General features: G+C 71.8%; 17 protein-coding genes and 1 pseudogene. 8 read left to right on the top strand and 10 right to left on the bottom strand.

The window, feature by feature from the left end; translation table 11 throughout:
- The 3 genes and pseudogenes from ACWC91_RS02120 to rfbD all read left to right on the top strand — a co-directional run.
- Positions 1 to 787, top strand: a pseudogene (locus ACWC91_RS02120) (hypothetical protein); the annotation flags it as partial.
- 192 nt (positions 788 to 979) lie between these two features.
- Entirely contained in the window at positions 980 to 1,954 is a 975-nt protein-coding gene (rfbB, locus tag ACWC91_RS02115) for a dTDP-glucose 4,6-dehydratase (protein ID WP_281156658.1), read from the top strand.
- Positions 1,951 to 2,868: a dTDP-4-dehydrorhamnose reductase gene (gene rfbD, locus ACWC91_RS02110; RefSeq protein ID WP_450644676.1), complete on the top strand. Its 918-nt coding sequence runs from the start codon at positions 1,951 to 1,953 to the stop codon at positions 2,866 to 2,868. Before rfbB ends, rfbD begins: the two co-directional genes overlap by 4 nt.
- Before the next feature lie 81 nt (positions 2,869 to 2,949).
- Here rfbD and ACWC91_RS02105 read toward each other — a convergent pair whose 3' ends face one another.
- From ACWC91_RS02105 to ACWC91_RS02090, 4 genes are all read right to left on the bottom strand, one after another.
- Positions 2,950 to 4,224 carry a glycosyltransferase gene (locus tag ACWC91_RS02105; RefSeq protein WP_450644677.1) on the bottom strand — a complete coding sequence of 425 codons (1,275 nt, stop codon included), beginning with the start codon at positions 4,222 to 4,224 and terminating at the stop codon, positions 2,950 to 2,952.
- Positions 4,221 to 4,823 carry a tetratricopeptide repeat protein gene (locus tag ACWC91_RS02100; RefSeq protein ID WP_225075329.1) on the bottom strand — a complete coding sequence of 201 codons (603 nt, stop codon included), beginning with the start codon at positions 4,821 to 4,823 and terminating at the stop codon, positions 4,221 to 4,223. Before ACWC91_RS02100 ends, ACWC91_RS02105 begins: the two co-directional genes overlap by 4 nt.
- Positions 4,824 to 5,162: 339 nt before the next feature.
- Positions 5,163 to 5,594 (bottom strand): SCO4983 family protein, encoded by a 432-nt coding sequence (locus tag ACWC91_RS02095; RefSeq protein ID WP_141358939.1) that lies wholly within the window; start codon positions 5,592 to 5,594, stop codon positions 5,163 to 5,165.
- Between the two features lie 102 nt (positions 5,595 to 5,696).
- On the bottom strand, positions 5,697 to 6,908 hold the full coding sequence (locus ACWC91_RS02090; RefSeq protein ID WP_376501459.1) for a pyridoxal phosphate-dependent aminotransferase: 1,212 nt from the start codon (positions 6,906 to 6,908) through the stop codon (positions 5,697 to 5,699).
- 216 nt (positions 6,909 to 7,124) lie between these two features.
- On the opposite strand from ACWC91_RS02090, the gene ACWC91_RS02085 reads away from it, so the two are divergent.
- Positions 7,125 to 8,006, top strand: coding sequence for a trypsin-like serine peptidase (locus ACWC91_RS02085; protein WP_450641316.1), 882 nt, complete (start codon positions 7,125 to 7,127; stop codon positions 8,004 to 8,006).
- A gap of 46 nt (positions 8,007 to 8,052) precedes the next feature.
- Here the strand turns inward: ACWC91_RS02085 and ACWC91_RS02080 are convergent, their stop codons facing one another.
- Positions 8,053 to 9,696, bottom strand: coding sequence for an N-acyl-D-amino-acid deacylase family protein (locus tag ACWC91_RS02080; RefSeq protein WP_450641315.1), 1,644 nt, complete (start codon positions 9,694 to 9,696; stop codon positions 8,053 to 8,055).
- Positions 9,697 to 9,716: 20 nt separating this feature from the next.
- Positions 9,717 to 10,982, bottom strand: a complete 1,266-nt coding sequence (locus ACWC91_RS02075) for an amino acid deaminase (RefSeq protein WP_225075333.1) — start codon at positions 10,980 to 10,982, stop codon at positions 9,717 to 9,719.
- 59 nt (positions 10,983 to 11,041) lie between these two features.
- On the opposite strand from ACWC91_RS02075, the gene ACWC91_RS02070 reads away from it, so the two are divergent.
- From ACWC91_RS02070 to ACWC91_RS02055, 4 genes are all read left to right on the top strand, one after another.
- Positions 11,042 to 11,473, top strand: a complete 432-nt coding sequence (locus ACWC91_RS02070; RefSeq protein WP_376501462.1) for a hypothetical protein — start codon at positions 11,042 to 11,044, stop codon at positions 11,471 to 11,473.
- Positions 11,470 to 12,231, top strand: coding sequence for an IclR family transcriptional regulator (locus tag ACWC91_RS02065; protein ID WP_225075334.1), 762 nt, complete (start codon positions 11,470 to 11,472; stop codon positions 12,229 to 12,231). Before ACWC91_RS02070 ends, ACWC91_RS02065 begins: the two co-directional genes overlap by 4 nt.
- Positions 12,228 to 12,647, top strand: a complete 420-nt coding sequence (locus ACWC91_RS02060) for a RidA family protein (protein WP_141358927.1) — start codon at positions 12,228 to 12,230, stop codon at positions 12,645 to 12,647. Before ACWC91_RS02065 ends, ACWC91_RS02060 begins: the two co-directional genes overlap by 4 nt.
- A 77-nt stretch (positions 12,648 to 12,724) precedes the next feature.
- Positions 12,725 to 13,360: a hypothetical protein gene (locus ACWC91_RS02055; RefSeq protein ID WP_450641312.1), complete on the top strand. Its 636-nt coding sequence runs from the start codon at positions 12,725 to 12,727 to the stop codon at positions 13,358 to 13,360.
- A 68-nt stretch (positions 13,361 to 13,428) separates the two neighbouring features.
- Here ACWC91_RS02055 and ACWC91_RS02050 read toward each other — a convergent pair whose 3' ends face one another.
- The 4 genes from ACWC91_RS02050 to ACWC91_RS02035 all read right to left on the bottom strand — a co-directional run bounded on the left by ACWC91_RS02050 (position 13,429) and on the right by ACWC91_RS02035 (position 17,742).
- A complete protein-coding gene (locus tag ACWC91_RS02050; protein ID WP_450641311.1) occupies positions 13,429 to 14,721 on the bottom strand; it encodes a hypothetical protein in 1,293 nt (430 codons plus the stop codon).
- Between the two features lie 56 nt (positions 14,722 to 14,777).
- Complete coding sequence (locus tag ACWC91_RS02045; protein ID WP_450641310.1) at positions 14,778 to 15,302, bottom strand: SigE family RNA polymerase sigma factor; 525 nt, start codon at positions 15,300 to 15,302, stop codon at positions 14,778 to 14,780.
- Positions 15,303 to 15,482: 180 nt separating this feature from the next.
- Positions 15,483 to 17,177 carry a chitinase gene (locus ACWC91_RS02040; RefSeq protein WP_225075338.1) on the bottom strand — a complete coding sequence of 565 codons (1,695 nt, stop codon included), beginning with the start codon at positions 17,175 to 17,177 and terminating at the stop codon, positions 15,483 to 15,485.
- A 169-nt stretch (positions 17,178 to 17,346) separates the two neighbouring features.
- The gene (locus tag ACWC91_RS02035; protein ID WP_225075339.1) at positions 17,347 to 17,742 is read right to left on the bottom strand and encodes a hypothetical protein; all 396 of its coding nucleotides are present in this window, start codon (positions 17,740 to 17,742) and stop codon (positions 17,347 to 17,349) included.
- Between the last annotated feature and the right edge of the window lie 4 nt (positions 17,743 to 17,746).

The following is a 17,746-nucleotide window of genomic DNA, read 5'->3' as shown; positions in this document are numbered from 1 at the left end:
CGGTGCGACCGGTGCGACGGGTCCGCAGGGTGACATCGGTGCGACCGGTGCGACCGGTGCGACGGGTCCGCAGGGTGACATCGGTGCGACGGGTCCGGTGGGTCCGCAGGGTGTGCAGGGCGACACGGGTGCCACGGGTGCCACGGGTGCGACCGGTCCGGTGGGTCCGCAGGGTGCCACTGGTGCGACCGGCCTGACCGGTGCCACCGGTCCGCAGGGCGACCCGGGTGCCACCGGCGCCACCGGTGCCACGGGTCCGCAGGGTGTGCAGGGCGACACGGGTGCCACGGGTGAGACGGGTGCGACCGGTCCGGTGGGTCCGCAGGGTGCCACTGGTGCGACCGGTCTGACCGGTGCCACCGGTCCGCAGGGCGACCCGGGTGCCACGGGTGCCACGGGTGCCACGGGTCCGCAGGGTGTGCAGGGCGACACGGGTGCCACGGGTGAGACGGGTGCGACCGGTCCGATGGGTCCGCAGGGTGCCACTGGTGCGACCGGCCTGACCGGTGCCACCGGTCCGCAGGGCGACCCGGGTGCCACGGGTGCCACGGGTCCGCAGGGCGCCCAGGGCGCGGTGGCCACCACGGTCGTGACCGGGGCTGCCGGACCGCAGTCGACGGCCACCTGCCCCGCCGGCCAGTCGGCCGTCAGCGGCGGCTTCCAGGACGCCGCTGCCACTTCCGGCGCCAGCCAGAGTGCCCCGATCGGCGGTTCCCCCGCCACGGGGTGGCAGGCCACCAGCGACGACGGCACGGATGTCACGGCCTTCGTGATCTGCAGCCCGTGACCCCTGGGTGAGCGGCGGTACGGTGCAGTGCAGGCCGTCCGTCCCGCCCCGGAACGAGTGACGGACGGTGCCCCCGAGGTTTCGGCCTCGCGGGCACCGTCCGCGTTCCGCCACGTCGCACTCGACAACATGAGCCTCAATCGGCGCAGCCTGTGGATTCTGGACGCCGGGCTGCAAAAAACTCGGAGAACCATGCGCATCCTTGTGACCGGCGGCGCCGGATTCATCGGTTCGGAATACGTCCGCCGACGGCTGACCTCCGATCCGACCGCGCGGATCACCGTCCTCGACAAGCTCACGTATTCGGGCGTCGAGGCCAATCTGGCGTCGGTGGCGGAACATCCGGGATACACCTTCGTCCGGGGCGACATCTGCGACCCGGACGTGGTCGGCCAGGTCATGGCGGGCCAGGACGCGGTGGTCCATTTCGCCGCCGAGTCGCACGTGGACCGGTCGATCGACGGGGCGGGCCCCTTCGTCCGCACCAATGTGACGGGCACCCAGGTGCTCCTGGACGCGGCCCATCGCCACCGCGTGGGCCGTTTCGTGCACGTGTCCACCGACGAGGTGTACGGCTCGATCGGCGAAGGATCGTGGACCGAGGAGTGTCCCCTCGCTCCGAACTCCCCGTACTCCGCCTCCAAGGCCGGCTCCGACCTGCTGGCCCTCGCCTACCACCGCACCCACGGCCTGGACGTGGTCGTCACCCGGTGCACCAACAACTACGGGCCCCACCAGTTCCCCGAGAAGGTCATCCCGCTCTTCATCACCCGCCTGATCGACGGGAGGACGGTTCCGCTGTACGGCGACGGCCGCAACGTCCGCGACTGGCTGCACGTCTCCGACCACTGCCGGGGCATCGACCTGGTCCTGCACGGCGGCAGGGCCGGGCAGGTCTACCACATCGGCGGCGGCACGGAGTTGACCAACCACAAGCTCACCGGCCTGCTGCTGGACGCGGTCGGCGCGGACTGGGACCGGGTCGAGCACGTCGCCGACCGCAAGGGCCACGACCTGCGCTACTCGCTGGACGACGGCAAGATCCGCGAACAGCTCGGCTACGCCCCGCGGGTGGACTTCGCCGAGGGCCTCGCCGCCACGGTCTCCTGGTACCGCGCACACCGCTCCTGGTGGGAGCCGCTCGTGGAGAGGGCCGGGCTGCGATGAGCACCGGATGGCTGGTGACCGGCGCGCGCGGGCTCCTCGGGCAGGACGTGCTCACCGAACTCGCCGCGCAGCCGGACACCGTGGTGACCGGACTGAGCCGTGACCGGCTGGACATCACCGATGCCTTCGCCGTGCGCGAGGCCGTCCGGGACCACCGCGTGGTCGTCAACTGCGCCGCCTGGACGGACGTCGACGGCGCCGAGCGGTCCGAGGCGGCGGCCACGGCCGTCAACGGCACGGGCGTACGCCACCTGGCACGGGCCTGCGCGGACGCCGGCGCGCTCCTGCTGCACGTCTCCACCGACTACGTGTTCCCGGGCGACCGCCGCAGCCCCTACCCCGAGGACGCGCCCACGGCACCCGTCAACGCGTACGGGCGCGGCAAACTCGCGGGCGAGCGAGCCGTCCTCGAACTGCTGCCGCACACCGGCTACATCGTGCGCACCGCCTGGCTCTACGGCGCGCACGGCCGCAACTTCGTGGCCACCATGCTCGAACTCGCCGCCCGGCGCGAGACCCTGGACGTGGTGGCCGACCAGCACGGACAGCCCACCTGGTCCCGCGCCCTCGCCCGGCGGCTGACAGCCCTCGGCCGTGCCGCCCTGGCCGGGCGGGCACCGGCCGGCACGTACCACGGCACGGCGGCCGGCCACACCACGTGGTACGGCCTGGCGCGGGAGACCTTCCGCCTCGCGGGCCTCGACCCGGAGCGGATCCGCCCGGTCGGCTCGGAGAAGTTCCCGCGCCCGGCGGCCCGTCCGGCGTTCGGCGTCCTCGGGCACGGCAACTGGACCCGATGCGGCCTGCCGCCCCTGGAGCGATGGGACGACCAGCTGACCGCGGCCCTCGCCGAGCCGTCCTTCGCCGCACTGGCCGCCGCGGCACGCGCGAACGGCGCACGCCTCACGATCTGATCAGCCGGGCCGCGTGCCCGGACAAGGAGAGGCGCCCCGGCGGAACCTGACGGTCCGCCGGGGCGCCTTCGCGTGCGGGTGCTAGACCAGCAGCGGTCCTCCGCACCGCTCGGCGCCCTCCTTCATCGCGATGAGGTTGGCGACGACGTAGGAGATGTTGTTCCGGGAGTGCCACTCGCTGGGGAAGTACGTGACCAGGCGCGAGGACTGGAACCTGGCCTGGATCTCGGGCACGAAGGTGCGGTACTGGTTGTCCGTGTAGTACCAGAACGAGTTCTCGTTGTAGTAGGCGACGTGGGTCGGGTCCTGGTACGCGCCGCGGCCGTCGGAGCTGGGCGTCATGGTGAGGAGCATGCCGCCGGGCGCCAGCAGCCGGTACAACTCGTTGATCAGCGGCACCTTCGCGGGCACGTGCTCGAGGAAGTCCACCGCCCGCATCAGGCCGACGGAGTCGTCGGGCAGGTCCAGCTTTCCGGGCAGGGTCGCGACGATGTCGACGCCTTCCCCCTCGTACTGGTCCACGCCCAGGTAGCCCGGCGGCTTGCGGTGGGCCGCGCCGAGGTCCAGGGCGAGCAGGCCGCGACGCTGGGTCCAGGCCAGGGCGTTGGCCTCGATGTACTTGTCGTACAGGGCGACCGTCTCGCGCTGGATGTGCGCGTTGATCTCCGGGTCGCGCTGGGTGTTCGCCGGGTGCATCCGCTGGAGGTACAGGCAGCGGTCGATGTGGTGGAAGTCGCCGACGTGGAACAGACGGCACATCAGGTCCTGGTCGTCCAGCACGGTGCGGGAGGCGTCGTACCCGCCCGCCTTCTCGTAGCTCTCCTTGCGGAACGCCCGCACGTGGTTCGGCGCGTACCAGATGTAGGAGACGTTGTGCGGCGTGGGCTCCATGGAGACGGCCTGGAGCAGCTTGCGGCCGTCGACCCGCACCTCCTCGAACTTCCAGCCGTGCGCCTCGTTGAAGCGGGAGTTGTCCCGCTTGCCGTCCTCGGTGATCTGCGCGGTGTTGCTGTAGACGAAGACGGCGTCGGGATGCGCGTCGAACGCCTTGCCCAGCTCGGCCAGGCACGCCTTCGCCAGCAGATCGTCGTGGTCGAGTTCGACCAGGATCTCCCCGCGGGCCAGCTCGCAGGCCCTGCGCTTGGCCGCTCCGACGCCGCTGACGTTGTCCGCGATCTCCACACGGACCCGGTCGTCGTGCTGCTCGGGCCGCCACCGGGCGCCGTTGTTGAGCAGGACGGTCCACTCCCAGTCCGGGCAGGTCTGCGCCTGAAGGGTCCTGAGGCACTCATCGAGGAAGCGGGGCCGGTGGCTGGGTGTGAAGACGGAGAACCTCGGTGTCGCAGTCGACGTCATCTGGTGGCACCTGCCTGACTCGATGTCGGTGTGGGGCTTACCTTGTCCCGGAACGCCTCCGGGATCGCGGAGTGCAGCGAGGGATCGGCTGCGACGGCCCGGCCGAACTCCTCCTCGGCCTCGTCGTCACGGTCCTTCTGCGCCAGGATCAAGCCGAGTTGGAGGTGGGCCGTGGCGGCCCTGGGCGTGGCGGCGATGGCGCGCCGCAGGAGCGTGACGGCCTGGCCCGGGTCGCGTGGTTTCACCAGGACCGCCTTGTTGTAGAGGGCCGAGGCGTACTTCGGGTCGATCTTCAGCGCCTCGTCGTAGGCCTTACGGGCGTCGTCGGCCCTGCCTTCCTGGTGGGCGATGACACCCAGGTCGTACCAGGCGACCTTGTTGCGCGGATCGAGTTCCAGCACGCGCCGGAAGGTCCGGGTCGCCCCGACGTAATCGCGGTACTGCACCTGGAGGTTGCCCGCTTGCAGAAGCGTGGCCGCCTCTTGCGACTTGTGGCCCTGCACGGTCTTGGAATCCGGGGCGGTCGCGCTCGTCGAGTGGGACGTGATCGCCCAGGAGGTCACCCCGGTGGCAACTGCGCCCGCACCGACGAGCGTCACCCACAATCGCCTACGTTTCACTTTGTCACATTTCGTGGAATAGTGAGGGACGGACAGAGGTGGCTCTTCTCGTGCGGCCGGAACCGGAGGGCGGGTCCTACCGGTGCTACCGGTGCCGACGGGCTGGAGTCCGAACCACCGTCATGTGCGCCGACGTTACGAGGCCGACTTGTCGACGTCGCCGTTCGGCAGGCAGGTGGGGCGTGCAGACCACTCGAATGTACGCATGAAACGCGGCGTGACGGTGGGCGCGTTCATGGCGCCCGGCCCGCGCGTCGCTGCGGGTGCGCGCGGGCCGGGGCCGATCAAGGAGCCCCAGGTCGGGGCTGGTGGGTGGTGCTAGCCGGCGGCGCTCAGCTTCCGCGGTTCGCCCTGCGCGGCCGCGTGCGCGTCCATCCGTTCGGCCGCCAGGATCGCCGCCGCGGTGTCCGCCCGGGAGGCGGCGACGACGAGCGCGCGGCCGGCGAGCGCGTGCGCCCGCTGGTGCAGCGCCGACGGTTCGCGGGCGGCGGTCAGCGGCGCCCGGGCCGGAGCATGGCCTCCCCTCAGCCGGGCCACCTGGTCTGCGAGCCGCTCGGCCGCGGTGTCCAGGTCGGCGGAGGGGGTCAGGGCGCGCAGCTCGTCCGTGACGGCGAGCAGCGCCGCGAGATGGCCCGCGAGCTGGATGTCCAGCTCCTCCTCGCGGGAGCGGTGGGGGAAGTCGGACGTGGTGCCGGCCATCGGGCTCCGGACGGGCCTGCCGGAGGGCCCGGTGCGGGTCGGTTCGTACATGGGATGGCCTCCTGTGCGCTGACAGAAGACATCCTAGCTTAGAACACGTCTAAAGTTGAGTCCGTTCGCGGAACCGGTCCGTAGAGGCACCGAACGTGAACGTCAGGCCTGGCTGTAGCCGTCCAGGAAGGTGCCGATCCGTCCCACCGCGTCCCGCAGGTCGCCGACCGAGGGGAGCGTGACGACCCGGAAGTGGTCCGGTTCGGGCCAGTTGAAGCCCGTGCCCTGGACGACCATGATCTTCTCGCGGCGCAGCAGGTCCAGCACCATCCGCCGGTCGTCCTTGATCTTGAAGACCGCGGGGTCCAGGCGCGGGAAGAGGTACAGCGCGCCCTTCGGCCGTACGCAGGTCACGCCCGGGATCTGTGTGAGCAGCTCGTAGGCGACGTCCATCTGCTCCTTCAGCCGCCCGCCCGGCAGGACCAGGTCGTTGATGCTCTGCCGTCCGCTGAGCGCGGCCACCACGCCGTGCTGGCCCGGCATGTTCGCGCACAGGCGCATGTTCGCCAGGATCGTCAGGCCCTCGAGGTAGGAGTCGGCGTGCGCGCGGGGGCCGGAGACGGACATCCAGCCCACCCGGTAGCCGGCCACCCGGTACGCCTTGGACATGCCGTTGAACGTCAGGGTCAGCAGGTCCGGCGCGACCGACGCGGTCGGGGTGTGCGTGGCGCCGTCGTAGAGGATCTTGTCGTAGATCTCGTCGGAGCAGACCAGCAGGTTGTGCCGGCGGGCGATGTCGGTCAGCCCCTTGAGCACGGCCGGGTCGTAGACCGCGCCGGTGGGGTTGTTGGGGTTGATGATGACGATCGCCTTGGTGCGGTCGGTGACCTTGCGTTCCACGTCGGCGAGGTCGGGCATCCAGTCGGACTGCTCGTCGCAGCGGTAGTGGACGGCGGTGCCGCCGGACAGGGAGACCGCGGCCGTCCACAGGGGGTAGTCCGGCGCCGGCACGAGGACCTCGTCGCCGTCGTCCAGCAGCCCCTGCATGGCCATCACGATCAGCTCGGAGACGCCGTTGCCGATGAAGACGTGCTCGACGTCCGTCTCGATCCCGAGGGTCTGGTTGTGCATGACGACCGCGCGCCGGGCGGCCAGCAGGCCCTTGGCGTCGCCGTAACCGTGGGCCGTCGAGACGTTGCGGAGGATGTCCTCCAGGATCTCCGGCGGGCACTCGAAGCCGAACGCCGCCGGGTTGCCCGTGTTCAGCTTCAGGATGCGGTGACCGGCCGCCTCCAGGCGCATCGCCTCCTCGAGCACCGGGCCCCGGATCTCGTAACAGACGTTGGCGAGCTTGGTCGACTGGATCACCTGCATGTCGAGGAGCTTACGGCCGGGTATCGCCCGATGGCTCGTGTTTTCCACCACGTGAGACGTCTGCGTGTCGGCCCGCGCCGCCGCGGCAGGGCAGGGAAAGCCCTACGGCCCCGGACCGCTCCCTTGTTGCGGCACCCCTCTGCATTCACAATGCGCATGACAAGAACGGCGGCCGGAAGATCTCCGGTCGCCTCCGTCGCAAGAGGGGACCCCCACATGAGAAAGCCTCTCGCCGCCGCGTTGTTCGCCCTGGTGATCGCCGGGGCGGGCGCGGTACCCGCGGTCGCCGCACCCGCACCCGCATCCGGGCAGAGCGCCTCCCGGGTGACCGGCGCGGACCGTGCGACGGCCGCACCCGCGCTCGCGGCCGTCGACTTCGCCGGCACCGTCGCGCTGAGCAACTGCTCCGGTTCGGTCGTCCGCCTCCCCGGCTCCGCGGACGGCGACCCGGCGCTCGTGCTCAGCAACGGCCACTGCCTGGAGACCGGCTTCCCGTCGCCCGGCCAGGTCATCGTGGGCCAGACGTCCAGCCGCACCTTCGGCCTGCTCAACTCGGCCGGCACCCAGGTCGCGACGCTCCGGGCGAACAAGGTCGTCTACTCGACCATGACCGACACGGACGTCACGATCTACCAGCTCACCAGCACCTACGCGCAGATCAAGAGCTCCTACGGCATCAACGCGCTGAACCTGAGCGACACCCACCCGGTCGCCGGCACCGCCATCAAGGTGGTCTCCGGCTACTGGAAGCGGATCTACAGCTGCAACATCGACGGCTTCGTCTACCGCCTGAAGGAGGGGAACTGGACCTGGAAGGACTCGGTCCGCTACACCTCCGCCTGCGACACGATCGGCGGCACGTCCGGCTCGCCCGTCATCGACACCGCCACCGGCAAGGTCGTCGCCGTCAACAACACCGGCAACGAGAGCGGCGGCCGCTGCACCGTGAACAACCCGTGCGAGGTCGACGCGAGCGGCACCATCACCGTCCGGCGGGGCATCAACTACGCCGAGCAGACCTACCAGATTCCCGCCTGCTTCGGCGCCGGCAACCAGCTCGACCTGACCAGGAGCGGCTGCACCCTGCCCAAGCCCTGACCTGAGAAGCACAGGGCGGGGCGGGCGAACGTGGCCTGTCGGGGCACTAGGTCCGGCGGACCGCCCGCCCCGCCAGTACGTCGGTGCGCCGGCCGTCCTCGATCACGAACCGGCCGTCGATCAGGACGTACGGAATGCCCGTCGGCAGCGCGCGCGGCCGCTCGAATGTCGCGCCCGGCGCGACCGTGGCCGGGTCGAACAGGACCAGGTCGGCCCGGTACCCCTCGCGCACCACGCCCCGGTCCGGCAGCCGCAGCCGGGCCGCCGGGCGCCCGGTGAGGTGCGCGACGCACTCCTCCAGCGACAGCACGCCCAACTCCCGTACGTACCGGCCGAGGTACCGCGGGAAGGTGCCGTAGGCCCGCGGATGCGGTTTGGTGCCCCGCAGGATGCCGTCGGAGCCGCCGGTGTGGACGCGGTGGCGCATGATCGCCCGGACGTTCTCCTCGTGGCCGACGTGCTGGAGGACCGTCGTGCCCAGCCGGTCCTCCATCAGCAGCCGCCGGGCGGTGGTCCATGGCTCCTCGCCGCGCAGGGCCGCCGCTTCCCGGACCGTCAGACCGACGTACTCGGAGAGCGCGGGGACGGTGACCCCGGAGATCTCGATCGTCTCCCACTCCACCGGGACCCCGTGGCAGCCGTCCGAGCCGGTCACCTCCAGGTGCCGGCGGATCCGCTCCGCGGTGTCCTCGCCGGCCAGCCGCCCGAGGACCGCCTCCGGGCCGCCCTCGCCCGCCCAGCTCGGCAGCAGGGCCGCCAGGGTGGTGCAGCCGGGGGTGTAGGGGTACGTGTCCAGGGTGATGTCGGCGCCGGCGGCGAGTGCCTCGTCGAGGAGGGCCAGCAGTTCGCCGGCGCGGCCCTTGTTCGGGCCGAAGTTCATGGTGGCGTGCGCCAGGTGCAGCGGGCAGCCCGCCTCGCGCGCGAGCCGCACCGTCTCCGCGTACGCCTCCAGGGCCCCGGCGCCGTAACTGCGGTGGTGCGGGCAGTAGTAGCCGCCGTGCGCCGCCACCACCCGGCACAGCTCGGTCAGTTCGGCGTCCCCCGCGTACATCCCGGGGGTGTAGGTGAGCCCGGCGGACATGCCGACCGCGCCCTGCTCCATGCCCTCGGCGACCAACCGCCGCATCCGGTCCAGCTCTTCGGGCGTGGCCGGGCGGTCCTCCCAGCCGACGGCGAGCGCGCGGACGGTGCCCTGCGGGACCAGGTAGGCGGCGTTGACGGCGATGCCCTCGCCGTCGAAGCCGTGGTCGAGCCGGTCCAGGTACTCGCCCACCGAACGCCAGGTGAAGTCGATGTCGTCGCCGTCGCCGTTCCAGCCGCTGATCGCCCGGCGCACCTCGGCGAGGGTGCGGTCGTCGACCGGCGCGTACGACAGCCCGTCCTGCCCGACGACCTCCAGCGTGACGCCCTGCGCGGCCTTCGCGCTGTGGTCGGGGTCGCGCAGCAGGGCGAGGTCGCTGTGGGCGTGCATGTCGATGAAGCCCGGGGCCAGCACCAGGCCCTCCGCGTCCAGCTCCCGGCGTGCCCGCGGGCGCTGGCAGCCGGCCGCCGCGGCCTCCTTGACGACGGAGACGATCCTGCCGTCCTTGACGGCCACGTCGGCGCGGTAGGAGGAGGCGCCGGTGCCGTCGGCCACGTCCGCGTCCCGGATGACGAGATCGGCGTAGTCGGCGAGCTCCACCGGGTCCATGGCGGCGCCTTTCGAAGTCCCTAGAAGAACGTGCGGACGTATTCGACGACGGTACCGTCCGCCTCGGCCACCGGGATGAGCGGCCACTTGTCGAAGGACGTGCACGGGTGGGAGAGCCCCAGGCCGACCCAGTCGCCGACCTCCAGCTCCGCCCCGGAGGCGGTGCTCAGCCAGGCGTGCTGGTCGGACAGGCCGGTGACCTCCACCCCCGTCGCCGGGCGTTCGACGCCGTCCCGGCGCACCACCTGGGCGAAGGGCAGGTCGAGGTCGTGGGCAGCGTCCCGCTTGCCCGCGTTGGCGAAGGCCTGTTCGGGGCTGGGGCGGGAGACCACCTGCGCCCAGAGGCGGAAGGCGGGCTCCAGGGCGCCCTCCGCGGGGACGCGGTTGAAGGGTGTGATTCTGCGGTAGTGCCCGTCGTCGTGCGAGACGTACGCGCCCGAGCGCAGCAACTTCAGTACCGGCAGGGAGAGTTCGGGGATCCCGGCGAACACCTCGGCCACCGCGTCGAACCAGGCGCTGCCGCCCGCGCTCACCACGATCTCCTCTGTGTGCGCGAACTTCCCGGCCTTGTCGAGGTCCACGGCCAGGGCGACGAGCCGCGCCAGCCACGCCCGCACCCGCTCCGGGTCGGCCCGCGGCACCTCGCCCTCGTAGCCGGCGACCCCGACGAGACGCAGGGTGTCCGCGGCCGCCACCGCGTCGGCGACCGCCAGGCACTCGGCCTCCGTGCGCACCCCGGTCCGCGCGCCCTCCCCGGCTCCCAGCTCGACGACCACGTCCACCGGGCGGGCGGCCCCCTTCAGCGCCTCGTCCATCAGCCGCACCCCGCGCACGGAGTCGACGTAGCAGACGAAGCGGAAGGAGGGATCGGCGGCCAGTTCCGCGGCGACCCAGCGCAGGGCCGCCGGATCCACCAGCTCGTTGGCCAGGAATACCCGGCTGATGCCGAACGCCCGGGCCACGCGCACCTGGTGCGGCACCGCGAGCGTGATGCCCCAGGCGCCGTGCTCCAGCTGGCGGTGGAAGAGCCGCGGGGCCATGGAGGTCTTGCCGTGCGGGGCGAAGGCGAGGCCGTGGCGGGCCGCGTAGGTCTCCATCAGCTTCAGGTTGTGCTCCAGGCGCTCGGCGGAGAGCGCGAGCACCGGCGTGCTGAAGCCGTCGGTGAAGAGGTTGCGGCGCTGGGCGGTCAGCTCGCCGACGGTCAGGCCGTCCGCGTCCGGCGGGAGGCCCTTGAAACGGTGGTCGACGCGTTCCTCGGCCAGCCGGGCGAGCGCTTCCGTGCTCATCGAGCCCCCTTCAGCATCGTTGCAATATGTGCAACGGTCATTGCGTACAGTGCTTATCGGTGTCTAGCATCTCGCCGAAGTCGGGTCAATGTCCGCGGCCCGCCGGGTCGATGCCGGCGCCCCGGACCCCGAAGGGAGTCACCATCGTCGACGCCGCCCACGGAACGTCCGGCGCGCCCGCCGTCGTGGACGCCGTCATGCTCGGCGAGCCGATGGTCACGTTCCCGCCCTCCCGTCCGGGCCGCCCGGCCGGCATGCCCTCCTTCGAGCGGGCCGCCGGCGGGGCCGAGCCCGATGCGGCCCGCGCCCTCGCCGCGGCCGGGCGCCCCGGCACCGCGCTCACCGTCCCCGACGGTCCCGCCACGCCTCCCGTCCGGCGCCACGCCGACCGGCCGGCCGTCCCGGGCGGGGCGGCGTGGGGAAGACTGCGACCCGGCCCCGGCCGGACGGGCTCCGCGCAAGGGGCCGAGGAGGAGGTACGTACGCCATGAGCCAGACCGTCGACCGGGCGCTGAGCATCCTGCCGCTGCTCGCCGAGGGTCCCGCCGATCTCGGGCGGGTCGCCGACCGCCTCGGCGTCCACAAGTCCACCGCGCTGCGGCTGCTGCGCACCCTCCACCAGCACGGGCTCGTCCACCGCCAGTCCGACCAGCGCTACCGGCTCGGCGCCCGGCTCTTCGCCCTCGCCCAGGAGGCGATGGAGAGCCTCGACGTGCGGGAGATCGCCCATCCCCACCTGCTGGGCCTCGGCGAGCAGTGCGGGCACACCGTCCACCTGGCCGTCCACGAGGACGGCGAGGTGCTCTACATCGACAAGGTGGACAGCCGCTACCCGGTGCGCATGTACTCCAGGATCGGCAAACCCGTCGCCATCACCGTCGCGGCCGTGGCCAAGCTGCTGCTCGCCGACCTGTCCGAGGCCGAGCGGCGCGTGATCGCCCAGAGGCTCGACTACCCCATGTACACGGCCCGTTCGACACCGAACGCCGCCGCCTTCCTGAAGGAGCTGGCGACGGTGCGCGAACAGGGCTGGGCCGCCGACCTCGGCGGCCACGAGGAGTCCATCAACTGCGTCGCCGCGCCCATTCGCGGCGCGGACGGCCGGGTGGTCGCCGCGATGTCGGTCTCCGCGCCGAACGTCGTCGTCACCGCCGACGAACTCCTCGCCCTGCTCCCGCTGGTGCGCCGTACCGCGGACGCCGTCAGCGACGAGTTCTCCGGCAGAAACCCAGTGAAGGACCCCGTATGAGCGACACGACGGCCAAGATCGCCCTCACCCCCGCGACCCACACCACCCCGCCCGCGAAGTTCTCCCACGGGGTGCGGAAGGGCAACATCCTCCAGGTCGCCGGCCAGGTCGGCTTCCTGCCCGCCGAGGAGGGCGTGCCCCCCACGCCGGCCGGCCCGGCCCTGCGTGAGCAGACCCTCCAGACCCTCGCCAACGTCAAGGCAATCCTGGAGGAGGGCGGCGCGACCTGGGACGACGTGATGATGATCCGCGTCTACCTCACGGACGTGGACCACTTCGCGGAGATGAACGACCTCTACAACACGTACTTCGAGGAGCAGGGCCTCACCCAGCCGCCCGCCGCCCGCACCACCGTCTACGTCGGCCTGCCCGCGGGCCTGCTCATCGAGATCGACGCGCTCGCCGTGCTCGGCTGACGCGTCTTGGCCATCTTCGTATAACGAAGTCGGGGCTGGCTGTGTCCGGCACAGGTTCGTCGACCATACTGCCCGCTGTGGAGCAGCGCATAGGTTCGAGCAGCCAGCCCCTGAAGGCCGAGCCCGTGAAGGGTGCCGGGTTCGACCCGGCCCACATCCCCGGGCTCACCGCACCCGCGACGGCGGAACCGGAGGACGCCCGGCCGCGGCAGGCCGAGCAGCCGCCGGCCTCCGAGCCGCCGTCGGCCGCGGAGGCGGTCGCGGAGGCGGTCGCGGACGACGCCGGGACCGCCGGGAAGGCGGAGCGGCAGGAGGAGGAGCGGTCGGAGGAGCGGCAGGAGGAAGTCGTCGACGGTCCGGTCTTCGAGGCCGCCGACCGCCGGGCCCGCATCGTCGCCGACCACAAGGGCGTACGCCTCTGCCTGGACGACCAGGAGTGCGAGTTCCGCTGGGACGAGATCGGCGCCGTCGAGACGGCGACCCCCCGTTTCGGCAAGCGGTTCACCATCACCGTCCACACCCCGGACCGGCGCTGGTACCCCATCGAGATCGAGGCCCCGGCCAGGGCGCGCTTCGATGAATGGGAGACGCGACTGGACGCGGTCCTGGACGCGTACTTCGAGGATGGCGCGGCGGACGAGGACGGCGTGGCCGACGAGGACGGCACCGCCGACAAGGACGCGGCGGCCGAGCCGCCCACCGACGACGCCTGACCCCGCCGATCCCGACCCCGGCGGTACCGGGCCCGGGCGCTTGCCGGGGCCCGGTACCGCACCGGAGATCAGCCCTGCGGATGCCACCTCGGGTCGGTGGCGATCGCCTTCAGCTGCTTCATGGTGAGCGCCGGCGTCTCGCGGGTCGCCGGAGTGTTCTGCGCCCCGGAGTTGAAGGCGCTGATCACCACGCGCCGGCCGTCGGGCCGGATGGTGTCCACGCTCCACCAGACGATCCCGGAGATGCCCTTCTCGCCGGACTGCCGGCGCGTGACCACCTTGGTGCCGTCGGACAGGACCTCGGCGTCCGGACCGAACAGCTCGTCATCGACGTCGCCCAGCGTGTCCAGCTGGACGTTGACCTGCACGAGGCTCGTGCCCCTGCCGTCGTCCAGGACGACGTAACCGAAGCCGTCGTCGTCCGGACCGCTCTTGCTGACGATCTTGATCCCGGGCGGCACCAGACGGCTGAGCACCGCCGAGATCGAGCCGCCGGGGGTGAGCGGCCCCGGGTCCGGCTCGGCCGGGCGGTCGCCGAGGGGCATGGCGTCGGCGGCCGCACGCAACTCGTGCGCGGTGGCGAGCGCCTTCAACCGAGGCAGGTCAAGGGGTGGTTGCTCCCGGGAGACGGGCGAGTCCTTCTCGGTGGCGCTGTTCCACTCCTGGATGCCGATGTGCCCGCCCGCCGGTGTGACGAGGTCGGCGGTCCACCGCTTCGTGCCACTGCGGCTGTTCGGGTACTCGTACCCCTTCAGGAGCATGAGGGCGGAGCCGTCGGAGAGCTTGGTGGAGGTGCAGGAGTCGTAGACGATGAACAGCTTGTCCGGGCACTGGGTGGTCTGGCGGGCCTCCTGGCTCCCCGGCTGCACACGGTTGAGGTACACGGCGATGGCCGCCTTGCCCCCGCCGTCGTCGTACACGACGTTGGCGTAGGAGTCGTGGTCCGTGCTGCCTCCGTCCGTGTTGCTGATCCGCCCCTTGGGAAGCAGCTTTTCGAGGGTGCGGACGAGCTCGTCGCCGGACATCACGGTCGCGGCGGTCGTCTCCAGGGCGGTGGTCTTCGGGGCGGTGGTCTTCGGGGCGGTGGCGCCGGCCCGTGCCGAGGGGCCGGCGGCCGCGGACCGCTGCCGTACGCCGTCCTCCTGGCCGCCGGGAAGGAGCAGGGCCCCGCCCAGCCCGACGAGCGCCACCGCGGCCGCGCCGCCCACGACGGCGGCGGCCCGCCGTCGTGAGCGCAGCCGCCGCCCGTGCACTTCGCCGCGGGCGGCCAGCGTCTGCTGGTCGGTTCCGAACGTGGCGCCGGTGTCCCGCAGGACGTCGGCGAGCCGTTCCTCGAAGGGGTCGTGGTCTGCATCAGGCATGGCGAACCGCCGTTTCCGCATGGGTGGTCGTTGATCCGGTCGTGGGCGGGAGCAGGTCAGAGACTCGCGTACTCGGCGAGCGAGTCGCCGAGCAGCGCGCGCAGCCGGGCGAGGGCGCGGACGCAGCGGGTCCGGACGGCGGCCGAGCTGGCGTTCAACGCGGCGGCCGTCTCGTCGATGCTGCGGTCCTCCCAGTAGCGCAGGACGACCACCGCCCGGTCCTTGGCGGACAGCTGTCCGAGCGCTTCCAGGAGGGTCAGCCGCAGCGGCGCGTCGCCGCCGGTCTGCGGCTCGGGCATCTCGGGAAGGACATCGGTGGCGCGTTCCCTGCGGCTGCTGTGGCGACGCCGGTGGGCGAGGAACGCGCGGGTCAGGACGGTCTGGGCGTACGCGGCCGGATTGTCGGCGCGGGAGATCCGGCCCCAGCGGAGGTACACCCGGCCGAGGGTCTCCTGGACGAGGTCCTCGGCGAGATGGGTGTCACCGCCGGTGAGCAGACAGGCCGACCGGTACAGATGCCCGGCGCGTGCCACCGCGAACTCCTGGTACCCGTCGGTCCAGTCGTTCCGGTCCTGCCTCATGTGCCCTCCTCGTGCTCCCCGCGCGTTCCATGGCCCCCGAACGCGCCCCCACCTCATTGATGCGGTGAAACCCCCGGAATGTTTCACGGGACTTCGGCGCGGGCGGGCGGGAACGCCGAACGGCTGCCGCCGCGCCCCCGCGGGAGGGCGTGACGGCAGCCGTGAAGGGCTTCCGTGGCGTTAGGGCAGGGCGTGCACGTGGGGGCCCACGGTGTTCGACCAGGCGTTGCCCGCCGTCGCGTCCCAGTTGGTGGACCAGGTCATGGCGCCGCGCAGGGCCGGGTAGGTCTTCGAGGGCTTGAAGGAACCGCAGTTGGTGCCCTTGGCCAGGCAGTCCAGGGCGTTGTTCACCACCGTCGGCGAGACGTAGCCGCTGCCCGCGCCCCTCGTGGAGGCGGGGACGCCCAGGCCGACCTGGGACGGGGAGAGACCGCTCTCCAGCTGGATGCAGGCGAGGGCGGTGAGGAAGTCGACCGAGCCCTGGCTGTAGACCTTGCCGTCGCAGCCCAGCATGGAACCGCTGTTGTAGTACTGGGTGTTGACGACCGTGAGGATGTCCTTGACGTTCAGCGCGGTCTGGAAGTAGCCGGCCGACGTGGACTGCATGTCGATGGTCTGCGGTGCCATCGTGAGGATCAGCGACGGGCCCGCCTTGCCGGACAGGGAGCGCAGGGCCTGGGTCATGTAGGTGGCGTTCAGGCCGTTCTCCAGGTCGATGTCGACGCCGTCGAAGCCGTACGTCTGCATCAGCGAGTAGACGGAGTTGGCGAAGCTGGTCGCGGAGGCCGAGTCGCTCACCGAGACGGTGCCCGTCTCACCGCCGACCGAGATGACGACCTTCTTGCCGGCGGCCTGCTTGGCCCTGATGTCCGCCTTGAACTGGTCGACCGTGTAGCCGTTCAGGCCGGCCGAGTCGAGGGTGAAGTTCACCGCGCCCCGGGTGGCCGTCGCGTCGGCGAAGGCGACGGCGATGATGTCGTACTGCGACGGCACGTCCGAGATCCTCTGCACCGCGGCGCCGTTGTTGAAGTTCTGCCAGTAGCCGGTCACCGCGTGCTTCGGGAGGCCGGTGCCGCCGCCCCCGCCGGATGACGCCGTCGTGCCCGTCACGGTCGCCGACCTCGCCGACTCGCCCGCCGCGTTCGTCGCCGTCACCTGGAAGGAGTACGAGGTGGCGGCCGCGAGACCGGTCACCGTCGCCGACGTGCCGCTCACCGCGGTCACCTTCGAGCCGTCGCGGTAGACGTTGTAGCCGGTGGCGCCCGAGACCGTGTTCCAGGACAGCGAGACCGACGAGGACGTCGTGCCCGTCACTCCCAGGCCGCCCGGCGCGGACGGCACCGTCGGGGCCGGGTCACCGCCGCCGCCCCCGTCGGGGCCGAAGACGGAGACGTCGTCGGCGTAGTACGCCGCCTGCCCGTACCAGCCGTGCAGGTACACCGTCACCGAGGTCGTCGAGGAGCCGGTGGTGAAGGTGGTCGAGAGCTGCTTCCAGCTCGCCGAGTCCGGCGTCCAGGTGGAGACGTCCGTGGTGCCCGTGCCGGTCGCGCCCAGGTAGGTGTACCCGCCCTGCACCCATGCGCTCAGCGTGTACGTCGAGTTGGGCTTGACCGCGACCGTCTGGGTGCACTGGGCGTTGTCCAGCCCGGCCGGTGTGGCCTTCAGCGCGGCGGAGCCGCCGTGCACGGGGGAGGAGACGGTCGTACCGCTGCCGGCCGAGCAGGACCAGTTGCTCAGGCCCGATTCGAAGCCGGCGTTCTTGGCGTTGTTGACGTCCGCCGCCGACGCCTGCCCGGCCCCGGCGAAGGAGAGGGCGAGGGCGGCGGTGACGGCTCCCGACCACAGGCGCAGCCGTCGTGTTCTGGGTCTGGGCATGCCTGGTACGCGGTCCACTGGGGCCTCCGGTGGGGGAGAGGGGGGTGAAGGGGAGGGCAGGACAAACGGTGGCCACCGCTTGGTCTACAAGTTGGTCCAGACCATTTGGCTTGTCAAGAGGTCCAGACCAAAGTCGTGCCCGGTCCAACGCCCCTGTCGCGCACTCCGGTTACGGCCGCGCCTCCTCCTGCCAGCGCTCCAGCAGCAGGCCCAGCGCGCACCCGGCCAGCAGCACCCCGGTCGACATCCACATCGCCAGGGACGACAGTCCCGCACGATCCCAGTGCAGCGACACCGTCAGCAGCTGCGCCGCCACCGGCACCGCGCACCCCGCCACCGCGTGCCGCGCGGGAACCTCCCGCCACGGTGCCGGATGCACCCGAGCCGCGGCCCAGGTCGCCAGCACGACGCACACCAGGTTCGGCAGGTGGACCAGTGCCAGCGCGGCGCCGAACGAGCCCACGCCCCGCGGGCCGACCAGATTCCCGTACAGCAGCGTCATCTGCGCGTACTCGGTGACGACGAGCACCACCACACCCACCGCCCAGGCCCGGACCAGCGGCATCACC

Source organism: Streptomyces sp. NPDC001204 (assembly GCF_053598035.1).
The sequence above is the reverse complement of the archived record's forward strand: the minus strand, read 5'-3'. Positions and strand labels throughout refer to the sequence as shown.